This window comes from Pseudomonas sp. MEJ086 (assembly GCF_030209025.1).
GTDB classification, from domain to species: Bacteria; Pseudomonadota; Gammaproteobacteria; order Pseudomonadales; family Pseudomonadaceae; genus Aquipseudomonas; species Aquipseudomonas fulva_A.
On the sequence record NZ_JARVSV010000030.1, the window covers coordinates 12,158 to 27,822 of the forward strand.

Below are 15,665 nucleotides of genomic sequence, written 5' to 3' on the forward strand. Positions count from 1 at the left end.
CATACAGGCGCAGCTCCCATGAAACGCATCGAAGTGATCGACTCACATACCGGCGGCGAGCCGACCCGTCTGGTGGTCAGCGGCTTTCCTGATCTCGGCAAGGGCAGCATGGCCGAGCGCAAACAGCTGCTGGCCAGCGAGCACGATGCCTGGCGTGCCGCCTGCATTCTCGAGCCACGCGGCAATGACGTGCTGGTCGGCGCCCTGCTCTGCGAGCCGGTCGACCCTAGCGCCTGTGCCGGAGTGATCTTCTTCAACAACACCGGCTACCTCGGCATGTGCGGGCACGGCACCATCGGCCTGGTGGTATCGCTGGCGCACATGGGGCGCATCGGCGCCGGCGTGCACAAGATCGAAACCCCGGTGGGCACGGTCGAGGCGACCCTGCATGAAGATCGCTCGGTCAGCGTGCGCAACGTGCCGTCCTACCGTTACCGTCAGGCCGTCGAACTGCAGGTGCCGGGCTATGGCTCGGTGCAGGGCGATATCGCCTGGGGCGGTAACTGGTTCTTCCTGATCGCCGACCACGGCCAGCGCATCGCGGGAGACAACGTCGAAGCCCTGACCGCGTATACCTACGCGGTGCAGAAGGCGCTCGAGGACCAGGGCGTTCGTGGCGAGGACGGCGGCCTTATCGACCACATCGAGCTGTTTGCAGAAGATGAACAAGCCGAAGGCTCGCAGCCAAGCGTCGCGAGCGATGAGGAGGCAAGGCGGGAGCTGGCGAAAAAGCGCAGTTTACTGGCTGTAAATGAGCATTTTTCGCCAGTTCCCAACGCAGCATCATCGAGCGCAGCAGCTTCGCTGCGAGCCGACAGCAGGAATTTCGTGCTCTGCCCTGGCAAGGCTTACGACCGCTCGCCCTGCGGCACCGGCACCAGTGCCAAGCTGGCCTGCCTGGCCGCCGATGGCAAGCTGCAACCCGGCGAGATCTGGCGCCAGGCCAGCGTGATCGGCAGCCTGTTCGATGGCTCGTTCGAATGGCAGGGCGACAAAGTGATTCCGACCATTCGTGGTCGCGCCAATATCAGCGCCGAGGCGACCCTGCTGCTCGAACAGGACGACCCGTTCGCCTGGGGCATCCGCCCGTGAACCCGACGCGGGTCGCTGATGTGATCGTCATCGGCGCTGGCATCATCGGCGCCGCCTGCGCCCGCGAACTGGCCCGCCGCGGCCAGCAGGTGCTGGTGATCGATGCCGGTCTGCATGGAGCCACTGCCGCGGGCATGGGGCACTTGCTGGTACTCGACGACAACCAGGCCGAACTCGACATCAGCCGCTACTCGGTGCGCCGCTGGCGTGAGCTGGGCCCGCAATTGCCGAGCGACTGCGCCTATCGCAACAACGGCACGCTGTGGCTGGCCGCCAACGAACAGGAGCTGGCGGCGGCGGAAACCAAGAGCGTCAACCTGCGTGCCGAGGGAATACGCTGCGAAATGGTGCCCGGCCACGCCCTGCAGGGGATGGAGCCGATCCTGCGCGACGGTCTGCACGGCGCCCTGCGCCTACCCGACGACGGTATTCTCTATGCACCGAACACCGCCCGCTGGATGCTCGACGCTCCCGGTATCACACAACGCCGCGCCAAGGTCACGGAGCTGGACGGCAACCGTGTACGCCTCGAAGACGGCAGCTGGCTGAGCGCCGATGCCGTGGTGCTCGCCAATGGCATACAGGCCGTGGAATTGTGCCCGGAGTTGCCCATCGCGCCGAAGAAAGGCCATCTGCTGATCACCGATCGCTACCCGCATCCGGTCACTCACACCATCACCGAGCTGAGCTACCTGACCAGCGTGCACAACAGCAGCGGCGCCTCGGTGGCCTGCAACATCCAGCCGCGGCCGACGGGCCAGCTGTTCATCGGCACCTCCAGGCAGTTCGATACGCTGGACCCCGAGGTCGAGGGCTGGTTGCTGGCCCGCATGCTCAAGCATGCCGCGAGCTATGCGCCAGGCCTGGCGCAACTCAATGGCATTCGCGCCTGGGCGGGCTTTCGTGCCGCCACCCCGGACGGCATGCCGCTGATTGGCGAACACCCTGCACAGCCCGGCCTGTGGCTGGCGGTCGGCCACGAAGGGCTGGGTGTTACCGCCGCGCCGGGTACCGCCGATCTGCTCGCTGCACTGCTGTTCAACGAGGCCGAGCCAATCCCTGCCGCGGCATATTCGCCGCGACGTTACCTGAGCCAAGCTGGAGACCCCGCGCATGCCTGACCTGCATCTCGATGGCCGCCCGCTCAGCGTAGCGCCGGGCACCACGGTCGCCGCAGCCCTGGCGCTGGCCGGTGATGGCAGCACGCGCACCTCGGTCAGCGGCCAGCGCCGCGCTCCCCTCTGCGGCATGGGCGTCTGCCAGGAATGTCGGGTAACCATCGACGGCCTGCGCCGACTGGCCTGCCAGACCCTGTGCCGCGATGGCATGCACGTGGAGACGCGGCCATGAGCGAACAGACTGACGTACTGATCATCGGCGCTGGCCCGGCGGGCATGTCCGCAGCGCTGGCCGCGGCCAACGATGGCGCCCAGGTGGTGCTGCTCGACGACAACCCGTTGCCGGGCGGACAGATCTGGCGGGACGGCGCTCAGGCAAGCATCCCAATCCAGGCACGCCGCCTGCGCGATGCGGTGGATACGCACAGCAATATCCAGCGCCACGCCGCCACTCGTGTGGTGGCACGGTCAGGCAGCCATGGGCTGCTGGTAGAAGACTCCCAGCGCGGCTGGGTGATCGCCTACCGCAAGCTGATCCTGTGTACCGGGGCGCGAGAGTTGTTACTGCCGTTTCCCGGCTGGACATTGCCCGGTGTTACCGGTGCCGGTGGCCTGCAGGCGCTGATCAAGGGCGGCTTGCCAGTAGCCGATGAACGCATCGTGATCGCCGGCAGCGGCCCGCTGTTGCTGGCCAGCGCGGGTACGGCGAAACACAACGGTGCCCGGGTGCTGCGCATCGCCGAGCAGGCATCAGCCGGCTCGGTCGCCGCCTTCGCCCTACAACTGCCGCGCTGGCCGCACAAGCTGTTGCAATCCTTCAGCCTGGTCGACAGCGGTTACCGCCCTGGCACTCGGATCGTCGCCGCGTTGGGCCAGCATCGCCTGGAAGGCGTACGCCTGCAGCGCGGCGACAAGATCGAAGAGCTGGAGTGCGAGCGCCTGGCGTGCGGTTTCGGCCTGATTCCCAATGGGCAACTGGGGCAGGCCCTCGGCTGCACGCTGGATAACCACGCCATCAAGGTGGATGCCTGGCAGGCCACCGATGTGGCCGGCATCTATGCCGCGGGGGAATGCACCGGCTTCGGCGGCAGCGAACTGGCCTTGGTCGAGGGCCGCATCGCCGGCCATGCCGCCGCCGGTAACCGCGGGGCAGCGCAACGTCTCTGGAAAGGGCGCGCACGCTGGCAGCGCTTTGCCGATGAGCTGAACAAGCGATTCGCCCTCGACCCGGCACTAAAACGCCTGGCCGAGCCGGATACCCTGCTGTGCCGCTGCGAGGACGTGCCCTACGCCGCCGTCGCCAGGCACGGCAACTGGCGCGAAGCGAAACTGGCGACCCGCTGCGGAATGGGGGCCTGCCAGGGCCGGGTATGCGGTGCAGCCACGCAATACCTGTTCGGCTGGCAGCCAGGGGCGCCCCGCCCACCGTTCGGACCGACCCGAATCGATACGCTGATGCAGCTGGAAGGCCCATTCCAGAGCCACCAATAATGGCAATGAATCTCATTTTCGAGAAGGTGTTCCAGCGCTCCATCAAACGGTAACAAACCGGGTAGTGCGGTAACGCTTTCTGTAGCGAAAACCCGAGCCGAAAAAATCGTAAAACACTAAGTAATTGAAAAATATAGATATTCTAAAATTGGCACAGGATATGCTCTATGTTCCGCACAACAAAAATAACAAGACACATCTGATAACAAGAACAAGACAACGGCTCTAGCATAAGAAAGACAAAATCGCAGAGACGCAGCTAACTGATTTCTTTGGAGAGGACCGCCCTCGGGCTTGTACCGCAACCGGGTCGAGAACAATAAAACTGCTTTGCAAGGCAGCGACAGACGGGTTGGATCTCAGGATCACGGCAACATCAGCGTCCAAACAAATCCGTTCGCTCTTGGCCCCCATTGGGGGCCGCGGCTAAAAACAAGAACAAAAGGCCGGTAGCACTAATAAGAACGATGATTCGAACAAGATTTAGGGGAGCCTCGGCTCCCCTTTCTGCTTTCTGGCGCTCAGCCTTGTTTCCCTTCCATGCTATGGCCAGTTCCCTTTCCTAATCCAAGTACCCCAGGAATTGCCGCTGGGCCGCATCTCTGCGTCTTGTGGATAACTCAGGTCTTATCGTAGGAGCCGGGGCGCCTAGCCCTTGCCAGCGATTGATGGCCATAACGCGCATCTACTTATGGCCACCACAGCATCGCCCGCAAGCGGGCTCCTACAGATTGCGGAGTACTCACGCGATTCTATTGGGAGCCGCCATCGCATTGCAGGGAGGCGGGGCACCAAGCAATGTGGGTAACTCTCATGTCCCTGCTTTGAGGCGAATGCCTCAGGCTTTCGGTCACTCGAATCACAGGCATGAAAAAGGCCGCATCCCCTTCCGGGCGATGCGGCCTTCGTTAGCGTGCAGGTGAGCTTACGGCAGCGCGTAGGCGATCACGTAGTCACCGCGGTCCGGCGACTGACGGGCGCCACCGGCCGTTACCACGATGAACTGCTTGCCGGTCTTCGGCGACACGTAGGTCATCGGCGTGCCCTGGCTGCCTACCGGCAGGCGCTGTTTCCAGACTTCCTTGCCAGTGCCGCTATCGAACGCGCGCAGGTAGTAGTCCTGCGTACCGGCGAAGAACACCAGGCCAGACTGCGTGGCCAGGGAACCGCCCAGGGTCGGCATGCCCACCGGCATCGGCAGGCGCATCTTGATGCCCAGCGGACCGGTGTCTTCCACGGTACCGACCGGTACCTGCCAGGCGATCTGCTGGGTCTTCATGTCGATGGCGGTCAGCGTGCCGAACGGCGGCGCCTGGCAGGGAATGCCAGCCAGCGACAGGAAGCGGTTCTTGTTGACCGCATAAGGCGTGCCCTTGAGCGGCACCGCGCCCATACCGGTATTGACGGCTTCGCCACCGGACGAGGCCGGACCGCGATTCTGCGCCGGAATCATCTGCACCCACAGGCCAAGACGCATGTCGTTGACGAAGATGTAGTCATTGACCGGGTCGGTGGACAGGCCACCCCAGTTCATCCCACCCAGTGAGCCGGGAAAGCTCAGCGACACGTCGGTGCCCGGTGCGGTGTACAACCCCTCGTAGCGCATCTGCTTGAAGGCGATGCGGCAGAGCATCTGGTCGAACGGTGTGGCGCCCCACATATCCGACTCGGTCAGGGTCTGCGCGCCGATCTGCGGCATGCCCACCGACAGGGGTTGTTTGAGCGCGTATTGCTCCCCTTTGATGTCTGCCGCCTTGACCGCCACTTCCGCCACTTCGGTCAGCGGCTGACCGGTAGCACGATCGAGCACGAATATCTGCCCGGCCTTGGTACCGATCACCACCGCAGGCACCTTGCTGCCATCAGCCTTGGGGAAATCGATCAGGCTGGGCTGCATCGGCAGGTCGAAATCCCAGAGATCGTTGTGCACGGTCTGGTAGACCCACTTTTCCGCACCGGTGGTGGCGTCCAGGGCGAGGATCGAGGCGCCGTACTTGTGGTTCAGCTCGGTACGCTCGGCACCGTACAGGTCGGTGGACGGGCTGCCCATGGGCAGGAATACGGTGTTCATGGCCGGATCGTAGGACATCGGCGCCCAGGAGTTCGGCGTGCTGCGCACGTAGGTCTGGCCGTCGGCCGGGGCCTGACGCTCCTCAGGATTGCCCGGATCGAACGCCCAGCGCATGGCGCCAGTGACCACATCGAAGCCACGAATCACACCGCCAGGCATGTCGGTCTGCACGTTGTCGGCCACACGCCCGCCCACCACGACGGTGGTACCGGCCAGCAGTGGCGGCGAGGTGAGCTGGTAGTGGGGATCCGGCGCAGCACCCAGACCGGCCTTGAGGTCGACCTGGCCATTCTCGCCGAAGCCTTCGCAGAGCGCGCCGGTGTCGGCGTCTACGGCGATCAGGCGGGCGTCGATGGTGTTGGTCAGCAGACGACGACGGCAATTGGCGCCTTCGGCGATAGCCACGGTCGGCACCGCGACGGCACCCGCAGCATCAGGCTGCTGCAGCGGTGCATCGGCGTCGAAGTAGGCCAGGCCACGGCAACGCTGCCAGACCGAAGCCTGAGCGTTGATGTCGTTACGCCACAGCTCGCTGCCGGTATCGGCGTCGAGGGCGATGATGTTGTTGTGTGGGGTGCAGATGAACACCTTGTCACCCACCTGCAGCGGAGTGAGCTGATCCTCGGCGCCATTACCATTGCTCTCCGCCACGTCACCGGTGTGATACGTCCAGGCGACCTGCAGGTCCTTCACGTTGGCACGGGTGATCTGATCCAGGGCGGCGAAACGGCTACCGCCAGCGGTGTTGCCGTAGTGTTCCCAGTTCTTCTGGGCCTGGGTCGGGTCGACCGGCTTCACGGCCGGGCCATCGCCGTTCGCCGCGACGGTGGGGTGAGCCAGGAAGGTACCGCTGAAGCTGGCGATCAGCGCCACCGCCAGTACGGCTGCCAACCCGTAGGCACCACGCCCGCCGCGTGCGCCTGCCGCTTTCTTCAGGGTCGGATAGATCAGCGCGACGACCAGGCCCATCACGCCAAAGGTGAACAGGCGAGAGAACAATGGCCAGAACACCAGGCCGACATCGACCAGCGCCCAGATCACGGTACCGAGCAGCGCCAGGGCGAACAGCCAGGCGCCGGTGGGCTTGCGAGCGGCGATCAGCACACCACTGGCCAGCACGGCCAGGCCCATGCTCAGGAAGTACAAGCTGCCGCCGAGACTGGCCAGATAACCACCACCGCCCAGCAAGGCAAGGCCGACCAGGGCGATCAAGACGCCGACGATCAGCAGTAGTGCACGCGTGCCGCGCTGGGCACCTTTACCCTCATTCATCGTTTTATCCTGTTTTGTCACGAACACAGAAACACAGCATCGACGCCACCACCCCTGAGGATAGTCGCCAATACTGTTTGTAATAATTGGTATGCGTACCAGTGTGCACCGAAACGGGACGCGTCGCACCCGAAAATTAACCAAACGGTACATTTTCCTGCGTCAATCCGACGCGGTAGGCTCAGCGCCACCTGATCAGCCGCCACCCGCCATGCAAACTCTGCTGCCCACCGCCCTACATCAAGATTTGCCTGCGCTGATCACCAGCCTGCGGCAGATCGAGCCGCTGCTCGACGCCCTGCCCGAGGTGGTGTTTTTCATCAAGGACAGCCAAGCCCGCTACGCGCTGGTGAACCAGACGCTGACGCAGCGGCTGGGCTTCAAGAGCAAGGCCAGGCTGCTCGGGATGACCGCCGAACAGGTGTTCCCGGCCAGCTTCGGCCCCTCCTACACGGCGCAGGATCGCCGGGTACTCAAGGACGGCAGCCAACTCGCCGACCAGTTGGAGCTGCATCTCTATTACGGCAATCAGCCCGTCTGGTGCCTTACCCACAAACTGGCACTGCGTAACCACGCGGGCGAGATCATCGGCGTGGCGGGTATTTCCCGGGATGTGCAACTGCCGCAATCGAGCCACCCGGCCTACCCGAAACTGGCGGCGGTGGACGCCCATATCCGCGAGCATTTCGCCCGGCCGATCAGCCTGGCCGAGCTCACCGGCCTGGCAGGCCTGTCGGTGGCGCAGCTGGAGCGCCACTGCAAGCGCATCTTCCAGCTCACTCCGCGGCAGATGATCCACAAGGCACGCCTCGGTGAGGCCAGCCGCCTGCTGCTGCAGGACCTGCCGATCACCGAGATCGCCCTGCGCTGCGGTTACACCGATCACAGCGCCTTCAGCCGCCAGTTCAGGTCGCTGACCGGGCTGACACCCAGCCAGTTCCGGGACTCGCACAGGGACTGATACCGGCGCTGTTCCGAAACGGGGCGCTCGACGCTACACATCGCTCCCTTATGTAACACCCCGCCTGCACTGAACGCCGCACCCTCCCCTCTATTTTCCGCCAATCCCTCGGCCCGTGGGCCGCTCAGCGACGAGCCAAAGAACAGGCACAGCCATTGCATATCAAATATCGTATACGAAATTTCCTATAACCAGCGTCTGCACAGTTTCGAGGCCCCTATGAAGAACCCCGCTTTTGCCGTAGCCCTCAGCGCAGTACTCAGCACCACACTGATCGGCACCGCACACGCCGACAAGCTCGACTCGATCATCGAATCCGGCAAGCTGCGCTGCGCGGTGACCCTGGATTTCCCACCCATGGGCTCGCGTGACGACAAGAACCAGCCGGTCGGCTTCGACGTCGACTACTGCAATGACCTGGCGAAAGTGCTTGGCGTCGATGCCGAAGTGGTGGAGACACCGTTCCCGGATCGCATCCCGGCGCTGGTTTCCGGCCGCGCCGACGTGATCGTCGCCTCCACCTCCGACACCCTGGAGCGTGCCAAGACCGTTGGCCTGACCGTGCCCTACTTCGCCTTCCAGATGGTCGTGCTGACCCGCGACGACACTGGCATCAACAGCTATGCCGACCTCAAGGGCAAGCCTGTGGGTAACACCAGCGGCACCTACGAAGCCATCGCTCTCGAGAAGGACGTGAAGGCGTGGGGCGACGGTACCTTCCGCGCCTACCAGTCGCAGAACGACACCATCCTCGCCGTCGCCCAGGGCCATATCGCTGCCACCGTAGTGACCAACACCGTGGCCGCCGCCACCCTCAAGTCCGGCAAGTACAAGGGCCTGAAAGTGGTCGGCGATGCGCCCTACGTCGTCGACTACGTGTCCCTGGCGGCCAAGCGTGACGAGTACGGCCTGATCAATTACCTCAACCTGTTCGTCAACCAGCAGGTGCGCAGCGGCCGTTACGACGAGCTGTGGAAGAAGTGGGTCGGCGACGAAATCAAGCCGGCCAACCTGACCGTGCCGGGCGTGTACTACTGATCAACCGCCATTCCTAGGGTGGGTCGAGGCGCAGCGCCTGACCCGCGCGGCCCGACCCACCCGACCAGCAACACCCACGATTTCATGCTCGCGCGCCCCATGGCGCCGGGCTTTTCATTCACGCCTGGAGCCATCGATGCCAACAGTCGCTGACCATCCCTCGCCCCACCTGCCAGCCTGCGCCATTCAGGGCCGCAGCCTGGTCGCCGGGTGCGCCGAGGGTGAGTTGCTGTTCGCCGAGATGGGCCTGAGTTTCTGGGGCGGCGTCGACCCGTTCACGGGCGAGGTGATCGACCGTCATCACCCGCTCAGTGGCGAGAACCTGGCGGGCCGCGTACTGGCGATTCCCAGTGGTCGCGGCTCCTGCACCGGCAGCAGCGTGATGATGGAGCTGCTCAGTGGCGAGCATGCCCCTACCGCGCTGGTGCTGGCCGAGGCCGACGAGATCCTTACCCTGGGTGTGTTGGTGGCCGAACTGCTGTTCCAGCGCTCCATCGCCGTGCTGTGCATCGGCCATGAAGCCTTCACCCGCTTGCGCGGCCAGGCTTACGCCCGACTCGATGGAGAACGGCTGCACCTTTATCCACAACCCCCTGCCGATGCGCGGCCGACAGGTGTGGCTTCGATACGTCAGCAGCCGCTGTTCGCCAGCGCCCTGCAATTGAGCGAAAGCGACCGTGCCCTGCTAGATGGCAGCCATGGCAAGGCGGCACAGGTGGCCATGCAGTTGGTGCTGCGCATGGCCGAACTGCAGGGCGCCAGCGAATTGCTGGATATCACCCAGGCGCATATCGACGGTTGCATCTATACCGGCCCGGCCAGCCTGCGCTTCGCCGAGCAACTGGTGGCCTGGGGGGCCAAGGTAAGGGTTCCCACCACCCTCAATTCAATCTCCGTGGACCAGCGTCGCTGGCGTGCACTGGGCATCGACGCCGCATTCGGCGAACCAGCCAGTGCACTCGGTGATGCCTACATGGCCATGGGCGCCCAGCTCAGTTTCACCTGTGCGCCCTACCTGCTGGACAGCGCACCCGCCCGAGGCGAGCAGATCGTCTGGGCGGAATCCAATGCGGTGGTCTACGCCAACAGCGTGCTTGGAGCACGCACCCTCAAATATCCCGATTACCTGGATATCTGCATCGCCCTCACCGGCCGTGCGCCCAGGGTCGGCTGTCACCTCGACGAGCACCGCATGGCCAGCCTGCAGATACAACTGCCAGAGCTCGCCGAGCTGGACGATGCCTTCTACCCGCTGCTCGGCTACCACGTCGGCCTGCTCTGCGGCAGCGGCATTCCGCTGGTACGCGGCCTGGAACAGGCTCAGCCGAGCCTGGACGATCTCAAGGCCTTTGGCGCCGCCTTCGCCACCAGTTCGGCAGCACCACTGTTCCATATCGCCGGGGTGACGCCGGAAGCCAGGCACCCGGAGAACGTTATCCACAGCGCCGAATCGACGCCCACCGAGCCGGTCACCCTCGCCGATCTGCGGCGCAGCTGGGACGAACTCAACAGCGCTGATGAAGCCGAGGTAGGCCTGATCGCGCTCGGTAATCCGCACTTCTCGCTCAGCGAATTCGCCCACCTCGCGCACCTGTGCGCGGGCCGCAGCAAGCATGCTCAGGTAAGCCTGGTGATCACCTGCGGTCGAGCGATTCTCGAGCAGGCCCGCGCGGCCGGCTACCTGAGCGTGCTGGAAGCATTCGGTGCGACGCTGGTGACCGACACCTGCTGGTGCATGCTCGGCGAGCCGGTGGTGCCGACCCGTTGCCGCACCCTGATGACCAACTCGGGCAAATACGCCCATTACGCGCCCGGGCTGGTCGGCCGTTCGGTGCACTTCGCCAGCTTGGCCGAGTGCGTCGACGCCGCCTGTTCGGGCCAGGCCAGCGGCCGTCTGCCGCGCTGGCTGCAACCGGCTTCCCCTGTGGAGAACCCCACGCATGTTTGATTACACCTTCCATTGGCGCCAGGCATTCAAGGCTCTGCCCGACATGCTCGCCGGCGCCTGGGTGACCTTCGAAACGGCCGCCCTGTCGATGATCTTCGGCGTGTTCATCGCCCTCGCCCTGACGGTGATGCGTGAGCTGAAGAACCCCGTGGCCCGCGGCTTCGCCAATGGCTGGGTATCCATCGCGCGCAACACGCCGTCGCTGTTCCAGATCTACATCCTGTACTTCGGCCTGGGCTCGATGGGCTGGCACGTCAGCTCCTGGGTCGCCCTGCTGGCCGGCATCACCTTCAACAACGCCGGCTACCTGGCGGAAAACTTCCGTGGTGGCCTCAAGGCGGTACCCGACACTCAGGTGCGTGCTGCCCGCTCGCTGGGCATGAGCGCCTTTCAGGCCTATCGGATGATCGTCGTGCCGCAGCTGCTGCGCATCGTCTTCTACCCACTGACCAACCAGATGGTCTGGGCCGTGCTGATGACATCGCTGGGGGTGATCGTCGGCCTCAACAACGACCTTACCGGCGTCACCCAGGACTACAACGTCAAGACCTTCCGCACCTTCGAGTTCTTCGCCATCGCGGCGGTGCTGTATTACCTGATCGCCAAGGCGATCGTAGCGGTTGCCCGGCTGCTGGCCTGGCGCCTGTTCCGTTACTGAGGAAGCACGCACATGTTCGATACCAGCTTCACCTGGAACGATTTCCTCTACCTGCTCGACGGTGCCTGGGTCACCCTGCAGCTGACCTTCTGGGCCATCCTGCTGGGCTCCTTCGCCGGCCTGCTGTTCGGTCTGTTGCGTGCCCTGCTGCCCCGCGCCACCCTGCCGCTGGCGTGGGTACTCGACGTGTTTCGCAGCGTGCCACTGCTCATCCAGTTCGTGCTGTTCAACTCGTTCAAGAGCATCGCCGGCATCGATATCAGTGCCTTCGCGGTGGGCTGCATCGTGCTGGGCATCTACGCCGCCGCCTACTTCACCGAGATCGTGCGGGCCGGTGTGCTGTCGGTGCCGTTCACCCTGCGCCGCGCCAGCCGCTCGCTGGGCATGAGCTATGTGCAGGACCTGCGCTACATCGTCCTGCCGATGGCCACGCGGGTGGCCTTCCCCGGCTGGCTGAACCTGGTGCTCAGCGTGATGAAGGACACCGCGCTGGTCATGTGGATCGGCATCGTCGAGCTGCTGCGCGCTTCGCAAACCATCGTTACACGCATTCAGGAGCCGCTGCTGGTGCTGTGCATCGCCGGCCTCATCTACTACGTCATGAGCCTGGTGGTCGCCCAACTGGGCGCCCGTCTGGAAAGAAGGTGGCAGGAAAATGATTGAGATCGACAACGTATACAAATCCTTCGGCGACCTCGAAGTGATCAAGGGCGTCAGCCTGACCGTCAACAAGGGTGAAGTGGTATCGATCATCGGCGGCTCCGGCTCCGGCAAATCGACCCTGCTGATGTGCATCAACGGCCTGGAGTCGATCAAGAGCGGCAGCATCCGCGTCGACGGCACCGAAGTGCACGCCCCGGGCACCGACATCAACAAGCTGCGGCAGAAGATCGGCATCGTGTTCCAGCAGTGGAACGCCTTCCCGCACCTCACGGTGCTGGAAAACGTCATGCTGGCGCCGCGCAAGGTACTCGGCCTGAGCAAGCAGGAAGCCGAGGCCATCGCCGTCCAGCAACTGACTCACGTGGGCCTGGGCGAGAAGCTCAAGGTGTTCCCCGGCAAACTGTCCGGCGGCCAGCAGCAGCGCATGGCGATCGCCCGCGCCCTGGCCATGAGCCCCGACTACATGCTGTTCGACGAGGCCACCAGCGCCCTCGACCCGCAGCTGGTCGGTGAAGTGCTCGACACCATGCGCATGCTCGCCGAAGACGGCATGACCATGGTGCTGGTGACCCACGAGATTCGCTTCGCCCGAGACGTGTCCGACCGTGTGGCGTTCTTCCGCAACGGCCTGGTGCACGAGATCGGCGCGCCCGAGCAGGTGCTCGGCAACCCGCAACGACCGGAAACCGCCGACTTCCTCAAGTCGGTTCACTAAAGAGGACTGCCCCGTGCGCTCCAGCAAAGTCATTCATGTGGTCAGCTGCCATGCCGAAGGTGAGGTCGGCGACGTCATCGTCGGCGGCGTCGCGCCACCACCTGGCGATACCCTGTGGCAGCAGTCGCGCTGGATCGAACAGGACGACTTCCTGCGTAACTTCGTGCTCAACGAACCGCGCGGTGGCGTGTTCCGCCACGTCAACCTGCTGGTGCCGGCGAAGAACCCCAAGGCGCAGATGGGCTGGATCATCATGGAGCCGGCCGATGTGCCGCCGATGTCCGGCTCCAACTCGCTGTGCGTGGCCACCGTGCTGCTCGACAGCGGCATCCTGCCGATGACCGAGCCGCAGACCTTCTTGACCCTGGAAGCGCCAGGCGGCCTGGTGGAAGTGATCGCCGACTGTCGCGACGGCAAGGCCGAGCGGGTCGAAGTGAAGAACGTACCCTCGTTCGCCGACAAGCTCGACGCCTGGATCGAGGTCGAAGGCCTGGGTTCGCTGCAGGTCGATACCGCCTACGGCGGCGACAGCTTCGTCATCGCCGATGCGCGCCACCTGGGGTTTGCCATCCAGGCCGATGAAGCAGCCGATCTGGTCGCCGTGGGCCTGCGCATCACCAAGGCCGCCAACGAGCAGCTCGGCTTCCAGCATCCGCTGAACCCGGACTGGAGCCATATCTCCTTCTGCCAGATCGCCGCTCCGGTGGTTCACGAGAACGGCATCGCCACGGGCGCCAATGCGGTGGTCATCCGCCCCGGCAAGATCGACCGCTCACCCTGCGGCACCGGCTGCTCGGCACGCATGGCGGTGCTGCATGCCAAGGGTCAGCTGGCGGTGGGCGAACGCTTCATCGGTCGCTCGATCATCGGTTCCGAATTTCACTGCCGCATCGACTCGCTGACCGACGTGGCCGGCCGTGCGGCGATCTACCCCTGCCTATCCGGCCGGGCGTGGATCACCGGCACTCACCAGCACCTGCTCGACCCGAGCGATCCCTGGCCAACGGGCTATCGCCTGTCGGACACCTGGCCGGTGGAGCTGAAGCTGTAAGGACCCGTTCATGAGAACCTGTTCATGATTTTTCAGCCCATGCTCGTCGATTTTGGCAGCTCAGTGGCGAAAGCGTCCATCGGCGCAGTATCCGTGGGAGCGGGCCATGCCCGCGAAAAATCACGGGCATGGCCCGTTCCCACAATGGACCAGCGAAGGACGCTTCTGCCTTGTAGCTGCCGCTTCAGGTAAACAAAGATCGTGAACAGGCTCCAAGACCTGTTGAAAACTTGAAACTGCCGGTTCGCCGGCGCAACGAACCGGGCGCCATGCCCACCAACGGAAAACGGACGGCCTGCTACGGCCATCTGCTTTCGTATACGAAATACTTTTACCCTGCCCAGGAGGCAACACCATGAGCAGCAACATCTTCACCGGCACCATTCCCGCCCTGATGACCCCCTGCACCGCCGACCGCAAGCCGGACTTCGACGCCCTGGTGCGCAAGGGCAAGCAGCTGATCGAGACTGGCATGAGCGCGGTGGTCTACTGCGGTTCCATGGGCGACTGGCCGTTGCTCACCGAAGCCCAGCGCCAGGAAGGGGTGGCACGCCTGGTCGCTGCCGGCATCCCGACCATCGTCGGCACCGGTGCGGTGAACAGCCGCGAGGCGGTTTCCCACGCCTCCCACGCCGCCAAGGTTGGCGCCCACGGCCTGATGGTCATCCCGCGCGTGTTGTCCCGTGGCGCTTCACCGGCCGCTCAGGAAGCGCACTTCGCCGCCATTCTCGAAGCCGCGCCAGAGCTTCCGGCGGTGATCTACAACAGCCCGTACTACGGCTTCGCGACCCGCGCCGAGCTGTTCTTCAAGCTGCGTCGCAAGTACGCCAACCTGATCGGCTTCAAGGAATTCGGCGGCGCCGCCGACATGCGCTACGCCGCCGAGCACATCACCTCGCAGGATGAGGACGTGATTCTCATGGCCGGCGTCGACACCCAGGTGGTGCACGGCTTCGTCAATTGCGGCGCGACTGGCGCCATCACCGGTATCGGCAACGCCCTGCCGCGCGAAGTGCTGCAACTGGTCGAGCTGAGCAAGAAGGCCGCCAAGGGCGACGCCGTTGCCCGCCGCCTTGCCCTGGAGCTGTCCGAGGCGCTGAACGTGCTGTCGTCCTTCGACGAAGGCACCGACCTGGTTCTCTACTACAAGCACCTGATGGTACTGGGCGGCGACCAGGAATACGCCCTGCACTTCTACGAAACCGATGCCCTCAGCGATGCCCAGCGTAACTATGCGGAGACGCAGTACAGGCTGTTCCGCCAGTGGTACGCCAACTGGTCGGCCGAAAACAACGCCGCCTGATCGCTGCAAGTCGGCCGGGTGCCTCCAGCGCATCCGGCCGAGCGGGCTCGTGTCCATCGACCGCTTGCCGATTTCGCCGAACAGATTCGTTTGCCTGCCGGCAGCCGCTATCCCGTTCGCGCGTCTTTACCGTTCACCGGTCAGGCCCTGACACTGCCGAGTTTGACGCCCTGCCAACGCCTGCGCCTCCGATCGCGATACCGGAATTGAGCGACTCGGTGCAGTGCACAGACATGGCAGACTTGCGCAACTTATCAGACATCGTACAATCAAAGCCTTTCCGT

General features: G+C 64.2%; 13 protein-coding genes. 12 read left to right on the forward strand and 1 reads right to left on the reverse strand.

From position 1 onward, the window contains the following. Nucleotides 1–18 precede the first annotated feature (18 nt). Genes QRN22_RS19370 through QRN22_RS19385 form a run of 4 tightly spaced genes read left to right on the forward strand, consistent with a single transcriptional unit; the run spans nucleotide 19 to nucleotide 3,701 of the window. On the forward strand, nucleotides 19–1,092 hold the full coding sequence (locus tag QRN22_RS19370; RefSeq protein WP_042555894.1) for a proline racemase family protein: 1,074 nt from the start codon (nucleotides 19–21) through the stop codon (nucleotides 1,090–1,092). After that, entirely contained in the window at nucleotides 1,089–2,213 is a 1,125-nt protein-coding gene (locus QRN22_RS19375) for an NAD(P)/FAD-dependent oxidoreductase (RefSeq protein WP_042555893.1), read from the forward strand. The genes QRN22_RS19370 and QRN22_RS19375 overlap by 4 nt, the downstream gene beginning before the upstream one ends. Further along, nucleotides 2,206–2,442 (forward strand): 2Fe-2S iron-sulfur cluster-binding protein, encoded by a 237-nt coding sequence (locus QRN22_RS19380; protein WP_042555892.1) that lies wholly within the window; start codon nucleotides 2,206–2,208, stop codon nucleotides 2,440–2,442. Before QRN22_RS19375 ends, QRN22_RS19380 begins: the two co-directional genes overlap by 8 nt. Beyond that, complete coding sequence (locus QRN22_RS19385) at nucleotides 2,439–3,701, forward strand: NAD(P)/FAD-dependent oxidoreductase (RefSeq protein ID WP_042555891.1); 1,263 nt, start codon at nucleotides 2,439–2,441, stop codon at nucleotides 3,699–3,701. The genes QRN22_RS19380 and QRN22_RS19385 overlap by 4 nt, the downstream gene beginning before the upstream one ends. Nucleotides 3,702–4,626: 925 nt before the next feature. On the opposite strand, the gene QRN22_RS19390 is transcribed toward QRN22_RS19385, so the two are convergent. Beyond that, nucleotides 4,627–7,044, reverse strand: coding sequence for a glucose/quinate/shikimate family membrane-bound PQQ-dependent dehydrogenase (locus tag QRN22_RS19390; protein ID WP_042555890.1), 2,418 nt, complete (start codon nucleotides 7,042–7,044; stop codon nucleotides 4,627–4,629). A 211-nt stretch (nucleotides 7,045–7,255) separates the two neighbouring features. Here QRN22_RS19390 and QRN22_RS19395 point away from each other — a divergent pair, with 211 nt between their 5' ends. The 8 genes from QRN22_RS19395 to QRN22_RS19430 all read left to right on the forward strand — a co-directional run bounded on the left by QRN22_RS19395 (nucleotide 7,256) and on the right by QRN22_RS19430 (nucleotide 15,381). After that, nucleotides 7,256–8,005: an AraC family transcriptional regulator gene (locus tag QRN22_RS19395; RefSeq protein WP_042555889.1), complete on the forward strand. Its 750-nt coding sequence runs from the start codon at nucleotides 7,256–7,258 to the stop codon at nucleotides 8,003–8,005. A 219-nt stretch (nucleotides 8,006–8,224) separates the two neighbouring features. Continuing rightward, complete coding sequence (locus QRN22_RS19400; protein ID WP_042555888.1) at nucleotides 8,225–9,043, forward strand: ABC transporter substrate-binding protein; 819 nt, start codon at nucleotides 8,225–8,227, stop codon at nucleotides 9,041–9,043. A 136-nt stretch (nucleotides 9,044–9,179) separates the two neighbouring features. Beyond that, nucleotides 9,180–10,991: a cis-3-hydroxy-L-proline dehydratase gene (lhpI, locus tag QRN22_RS19405; RefSeq protein ID WP_042555887.1), complete on the forward strand. Its 1,812-nt coding sequence runs from the start codon at nucleotides 9,180–9,182 to the stop codon at nucleotides 10,989–10,991. Continuing rightward, a complete protein-coding gene (locus tag QRN22_RS19410) occupies nucleotides 10,984–11,649 on the forward strand; it encodes an amino acid ABC transporter permease (protein ID WP_042555886.1) in 666 nt (221 codons plus the stop codon). Before lhpI ends, QRN22_RS19410 begins: the two co-directional genes overlap by 8 nt. 12 nt (nucleotides 11,650–11,661) lie before the next feature. Beyond that, nucleotides 11,662–12,312 carry an amino acid ABC transporter permease gene (locus tag QRN22_RS19415; protein ID WP_042555885.1) on the forward strand — a complete coding sequence of 217 codons (651 nt, stop codon included), beginning with the start codon at nucleotides 11,662–11,664 and terminating at the stop codon, nucleotides 12,310–12,312. Further along, nucleotides 12,305–13,027 carry an amino acid ABC transporter ATP-binding protein gene (locus QRN22_RS19420; RefSeq protein WP_042555884.1) on the forward strand — a complete coding sequence of 241 codons (723 nt, stop codon included), beginning with the start codon at nucleotides 12,305–12,307 and terminating at the stop codon, nucleotides 13,025–13,027. The genes QRN22_RS19415 and QRN22_RS19420 overlap by 8 nt, the downstream gene beginning before the upstream one ends. A gap of 13 nt (nucleotides 13,028–13,040) precedes the next feature. After that, the gene (locus QRN22_RS19425; RefSeq protein WP_042555883.1) at nucleotides 13,041–14,078 is read left to right on the forward strand and encodes a trans-3-hydroxy-L-proline dehydratase; all 1,038 of its coding nucleotides are present in this window, start codon (nucleotides 13,041–13,043) and stop codon (nucleotides 14,076–14,078) included. 355 nt (nucleotides 14,079–14,433) lie between these two features. Continuing rightward, on the forward strand, nucleotides 14,434–15,381 hold the full coding sequence (locus tag QRN22_RS19430; protein ID WP_042555882.1) for a dihydrodipicolinate synthase family protein: 948 nt from the start codon (nucleotides 14,434–14,436) through the stop codon (nucleotides 15,379–15,381). Nucleotides 15,382–15,665: the final 284 nt, after the last annotated feature.

What these genes read in the sequence shown, in the direction of transcription:
- QRN22_RS19370 (WP_042555894.1), top strand. Translation starts at nt 19, where the DNA reads ATGAAACGCATCGAAGTGATCGACTCACATACCGGCGGCGAGCCGACC.
- QRN22_RS19380 (WP_042555892.1), top strand. Translation starts at nt 2,206, where the DNA reads ATGCCTGACCTGCATCTCGATGGCCGCCCGCTCAGCGTAGCGCCGGGC.
- QRN22_RS19385 (WP_042555891.1), top strand. Translation starts at nt 2,439, where the DNA reads ATGAGCGAACAGACTGACGTACTGATCATCGGCGCTGGCCCGGCGGGC.
- QRN22_RS19390 (WP_042555890.1), bottom strand. Translation starts at nt 7,044, where the DNA reads ATGAATGAGGGTAAAGGTGCCCAGCGCGGCACGCGTGCACTACTGCTG.
- QRN22_RS19395 (WP_042555889.1), top strand. Translation starts at nt 7,256, where the DNA reads ATGCAAACTCTGCTGCCCACCGCCCTACATCAAGATTTGCCTGCGCTG.
- QRN22_RS19400 (WP_042555888.1), top strand. Translation starts at nt 8,225, where the DNA reads ATGAAGAACCCCGCTTTTGCCGTAGCCCTCAGCGCAGTACTCAGCACC.
- lhpI (WP_042555887.1), top strand. Translation starts at nt 9,180, where the DNA reads ATGCCAACAGTCGCTGACCATCCCTCGCCCCACCTGCCAGCCTGCGCC.
- QRN22_RS19410 (WP_042555886.1), top strand. Translation starts at nt 10,984, where the DNA reads ATGTTTGATTACACCTTCCATTGGCGCCAGGCATTCAAGGCTCTGCCC.
- QRN22_RS19415 (WP_042555885.1), top strand. Translation starts at nt 11,662, where the DNA reads ATGTTCGATACCAGCTTCACCTGGAACGATTTCCTCTACCTGCTCGAC.
- QRN22_RS19420 (WP_042555884.1), top strand. Translation starts at nt 12,305, where the DNA reads ATGATTGAGATCGACAACGTATACAAATCCTTCGGCGACCTCGAAGTG.
- QRN22_RS19430 (WP_042555882.1), top strand. Translation starts at nt 14,434, where the DNA reads ATGAGCAGCAACATCTTCACCGGCACCATTCCCGCCCTGATGACCCCC.